The organism is Rhodococcus sp. EPR-157, assembly GCF_001647195.1.
Taxonomy (GTDB): Bacteria; Actinomycetota; Actinomycetes; order Mycobacteriales; family Mycobacteriaceae; genus Rhodococcoides.
The window spans coordinates 1-4,546 of the sequence record NZ_LVCV01000108.1 but is presented as its reverse complement, the minus strand read 5'-3'; the positions used below and the strand labels follow the sequence as shown (position 1 = coordinate 4,546).

The window sequence follows — 4,546 nt, the reverse complement described above, 5'->3', positions numbered from 1 at the left end:
GGTCGCGTTGCGCGCTTCGAGGCTCGCTACGGAAAGCGTGCCGGCAAGAAGGCTGACGCCGACAGCTAGCTTTTCTCCCGACGCCCGTCCTGTGATGTCTACAGGGCGGGCGTCGGCTTTTGTATATATGGACTCATCGAGTACTAGAGCGGAGCGCACCCATGGCGAGGACGACGAAGCCTTCGGCCATCGACGACATTCTGGCCGAGCATTCGGGCCTGGAACAGCAGCTCGCCGACCCTGCCTTGCACGACGATCCGGCGGCGGCGCGGCGTGCGGGCAAGCGATTCGCCGAACTCGCCCCGATCATGTCGGTTCACGGGAAACTCACGTCCGCGCAGGACGATCTCGCGGCTGCACGCGAGTTGGGCGCCGACGATGCGTCCTTCGCCGCCGAGGTTCCTGAACTCGAGGCGACTGTGGTGGCCCTCGAACAGACTCTTGCCGATCTTCTCGCTCCGCGTGATCCGCACGATGGCGACGACATCGTGATGGAGGTCAAATCCGGTGAGGGAGGCGAGGAATCGGCACTGTTCGCCGCCGACCTTGCACGGATGTATGTGCGCTACGCCGAGCGTCGCGGGTGGCGGGTCGAAATCCTCGACGCCAATGTCTCCGATCTCGGCGGCTACAAGGACGCGACGTTGTCCATCAAGGCGAAGGGCAGTTCGGTCGACGGTGTGTGGGCCCGACTGAAGTTCGAAGGTGGCGTGCATCGCGTTCAGAGAGTGCCGGTGACCGAATCTCAGGGACGAGTGCACACGTCCGCGGCCGGAATCCTGGTCTACCCGGAGCCCGACGAGGTCGAGGAAGTACAGATCGACGAGACCGACCTCCGGATCGACGTCTACCGTTCGTCCGGCAAGGGCGGGCAGGGCGTCAATACGACCGACTCCGCTGTGCGCATCACCCACTTGCCCACCGGGATCGTCGTCACCTGTCAGAACGAACGCTCTCAGCTTCAGAACAAGGCGCGTGCGATGCAGGTCCTCGCGGCTCGACTGCAAGCTGCGGCCGAGGAGGCTGCCGACGAAGAGGCCGCGGCCGGACGAGCAAGTCAGGTTCGCACCGTCGACCGTTCCGAGCGCATTCGCACCTACAACTTTCCGGAGAACCGCATCACCGATCATCGGATCGGCTACAAGTCGCATAACCTGGACGCCGTACTCGATGGTGAGCTCGATGCGTTGCTCGACGCCCTTGCCAAGGCCGATCGAGACGCGCGGATGCAAGCCGAATAATTCGCCTCCCACGGGCCGAAGCGCACAGGAAAGGTGCCGATGTACCAGGAACTGACACCCGCGGGTGAGAACGCAGTTGCGGAGTTGGCCGGCCGGTACGGCGTCTCCACCGCAGCCGTACGCACGATGCTCGACGCCGTCAACGCCGGTCGTGGATCGATGGCACAGTTCAACGTCCCCGAACTCGGCGGCGGGGGACAGTGGATGCGCGGCGGGATGACGATGGTCGGGAACATGTTCGACCACGGACTCAAAGCACGCGTCGACGGATTGTGCCGCGACCTGTCCGAGTTGCTGGCGAATCAGCAGGTCTACCCGCCCGCGCAGTCGAACTCGGGATTCGGCTCCAGTTGGTGGCCGAGCGATCTCGGCAGCCCCAGTTCCAGCGGCGGGCAGAACGGCTCGCAGTACGCCTACTTCCCGAATGCTCGACGTCTTGCGGTGCTGGCCAACGGCCGCCTGTCGGTCTACGACACGCTCGATCACTCGATCGGTGGCGTGCAACAGCAGCAGGGTGGCGGCCCGGGCTCGCTGGAGTCCACCAGTCAGTACGGCACGTTCACCGCTGCGAGCCTGCCCTTGGTCGATCCGTCGCAGTCTGCCCAAGCCCCATCCCGGACACCCGAACAGGCCCCGGCGCCCTCGCAGGCCCCATCGAACTTTCAGCCACAGTCGTCGCCCGTCGCCGACACGGGTTCCCCTGGAGGCCTGAACATCGACGACGTCACCTCGGCCATCGAGTCGCTCGCATCACTGCACAACAAAGGCATTCTGACCGACGACGAGTTCTTCACCAAGAAGGCCGAGCTTCTGAAGCGAATCTGACGCATGCGCGGGGCGTCGGTACGGCATGGCACGCTGTAGTGGTGACTCGGAAACCGCTTCGCTTGGCCATTCTGGAGGCAACCGCGACCCTGGAGGCAGCCGGTGTGCCCAGCCCCAGGGTCGACGCCGAACTGCTCGCCTCGCACCTCGTGGGCGTCGAGCGCGGGCGTCTCGGGCTCGTTCCCCTCGTCGAACCAGAGGTGATCGAGGCGTACTACCGGACCATCGAGCAGCGCGCCAAGCGAATTCCGTTGCAGTACATCACCGGAACGACGGCGTTGGGCAACATCGACGTCGAAGTCGGGCCGGGAGTGTTCGTTCCACGGCCCGAGACCGAACTGCTACTCGGCTGGGCGCTTGCATTCGTGGAAGGGGTCGATCGGAAACCGCCGGTCATCCTCGATCTGTGTACCGGCTCGGGTGCTCTCGCGCTAGCACTGGCCAATGCGAGGCCTGACGCGCAGGTCCATGCCGTCGAACTCGATCCGTCTGCGCTGGCGTGGGCTCGCCGTAATGCAGACCTCCGTGCCGAACGCGGTGACACTCCGATCACGCTGCACCACGGAGATGTCACGGACCGTGAATTGCTGACCGAACTCGACGGCCGGGTCGATGTCATCGTCGCCAACCCGCCGTACATCCCCGAGGGCGCCGAGTTGGAGCCGGAGGTACTCGAGCACGATCCACATCTGGCCCTTTTCGGTGGCGCCGACGGACTCTCGGTCATCGAGCCGATGATCGGCAACATCGCTCGGTGGCTCGCCGTAGGTGGGGGAGTAGGTGTCGAACACGATGATTCACACGGCGATCGCGTCGCAGCGTTGTTCGAACGGAGACGTGTGTTCACCGACGTCGTCGAGCATCCCGATTTGTCCGGTCGCCCTCGGTTCGTCGTCGCGTCACGGGCGGTCTCCGCGGACAGCTAGGCCGATTGCCCGCGTGGGCGATCCGGTCGACATGCGACCCACTGGGCCAACCTTGACGCCGCCGGCGATGCAACGAGTGACAGGATAGGGGGGTGAGTACCGTCTACGACTGCCAGCATGCCGATTCTCGAGCAGCCGGGTTGTCCGCAGCCCGGGGCGCACTCAAGTCCGGGCGTCTGGTGGTCATGCCGACGGACACCCTGTACGGCCTCGCAGCCGACGCGTTCGACGGCAGCGCTGTCACCGATCTGCTCCGCGCCAAGGGGCGCGGCCGGGACATGCCGGTGCCGGTGCTCGTCGGTTCCTGGAACACGATCGACGGTCTCGTCGGGAGCGTGAGGCCGCGGACGAGAGATCTGATCAGAGCATTCTGGCCCGGCGCGCTGAGTCTCGTCGTGCAGCAGGCACCGTCCCTCGCGTGGGATCTGGGCGATGCGCACGGCACCGTGATGTTGCGTATGCCTTTGCATCCGGTCGCGCTCGAACTATTGCGTGAGGTCGGTCCGCTCGCGGTCTCCAGCGCGAACATCTCGGGTCAACCCCCCGCGACGACGGTGACCGAGGCGAGGGACCAGCTCGGCGGTTCGGCTGCGGTCTACCTCGATGGCGGCCCCGCCGAGCATGCCGTCGCGTCGACGATCGTCGATCTGACATCGGAGCAGCCCAAAATTCTGCGGGCAGGCGCAATTTCGACCGATGCCGTCGCCGAGGTGCTCGGGGTCACCGCGGACAGTCTTGTGCAGGGGAGTACGGCGTCGTGACGGAACCGCGATTCTTCGGTCCGGATTTCGCCGCGCTCGCGGCGGTCGATCCCGAGATCGCCGACGTCGTCACCGATGAACTCGACCGATTGCGCGGTGGCCTTCAGCTCATCGCCAGCGAGAATCTCACTTCGGCTGCTGTGCTGGCTGCGCAGGGGAGCGTTCTGACGAACAAGTACGCCGAGGGCTATCCGGGCAACCGCTATTACGGCGGATGCGAGGTGGTCGACCGCGCCGAGACTCTGGCGATCGAGCGCGCAAAGTCCCTTTTCGGTGCCGACCACGTCAACGTGCAGCCGCATTCGGGGGCAAGTGCGAACCTGGCCGTCTACGCGGCCTTCGCGCAACCGGGCGACGCCGTGCTCGCGATGAGTCTGCCGCACGGTGGCCACCTGACCCACGGTTCCAAGGTCAATTTCTCAGGCAGGTGGTTCACCGCCGTTCCGTATCACGTGCGCCGCGACACCGAGCTCATCGACTACGACGAGGTACGCGAGTTGGCGCTTCTGCACCGACCCCGGATCATCGTCGCGGGAGCGACGGCCTACTCGCGAGAGATCGATTTCGCAGCGTTCCGATCCATCGCCGACGAGGCAGGTGCGATCCTATGGGTCGACGCGGCGCATTTCATCGGACTGGTTGCCGGACAGGCGATTCCGTCGCCCGTCCCGTATGCCGACGTCGTGTCTGCCACCACTCACAAGGTGTTGCGAGGGCCGCGCGGTGGCATGCTGATGTGCCGCGAGGAGCACGCGCGGGCCATCGACAAAGCTGTCTTCCCGTTCAGTCAGGG

At 65.3% G+C, this 4,546-nt stretch carries 5 protein-coding genes and 1 pseudogene; all 6 read left to right on the top strand.

Annotation, left to right across the window (positions count from 1 at the left end; genetic code table 11):
• Positions 1 to 69 (top strand): annotated as a pseudogene (locus tag A2J03_RS31920) (50S ribosomal protein L31); the annotation flags it as partial.
• 92 nt (positions 70 to 161) lie between these two features.
• Positions 162 to 1,241 (top strand): peptide chain release factor 1, encoded by a 1,080-nt coding sequence (gene prfA, locus A2J03_RS04245; protein ID WP_068370121.1) that lies wholly within the window; start codon positions 162 to 164, stop codon positions 1,239 to 1,241.
• A gap of 39 nt (positions 1,242 to 1,280) precedes the next feature.
• Entirely contained in the window at positions 1,281 to 2,066 is a 786-nt protein-coding gene (locus A2J03_RS04240) for an SHOCT domain-containing protein (protein WP_068370118.1), read from the top strand.
• A 41-nt stretch (positions 2,067 to 2,107) separates the two neighbouring features.
• The gene (gene prmC, locus A2J03_RS04235; RefSeq protein ID WP_068370124.1) at positions 2,108 to 2,992 is read left to right on the top strand and encodes a peptide chain release factor N(5)-glutamine methyltransferase; all 885 of its coding nucleotides are present in this window, start codon (positions 2,108 to 2,110) and stop codon (positions 2,990 to 2,992) included.
• Positions 2,993 to 3,084: 92 nt separating this feature from the next.
• Entirely contained in the window at positions 3,085 to 3,753 is a 669-nt protein-coding gene (locus tag A2J03_RS04230; RefSeq protein WP_068370115.1) for an L-threonylcarbamoyladenylate synthase, read from the top strand.
• Positions 3,750 to 4,546: serine hydroxymethyltransferase (glyA, locus tag A2J03_RS04225; protein WP_156520193.1), on the top strand; the 797-nt coding region annotated here is incomplete at its 3' end. The genes A2J03_RS04230 and glyA, both read left to right, overlap by 4 nt.

Excerpts from the sequence above, each read along its gene's own strand:
- prfA (WP_068370121.1), top strand. The coding sequence starts at position 162 with ATGGCGAGGACGACGAAGCCTTCGGCCATCGACGACATTCTGGCCGAG.
- A2J03_RS04240 (WP_068370118.1), top strand. The coding sequence starts at position 1,281 with ATGTACCAGGAACTGACACCCGCGGGTGAGAACGCAGTTGCGGAGTTG.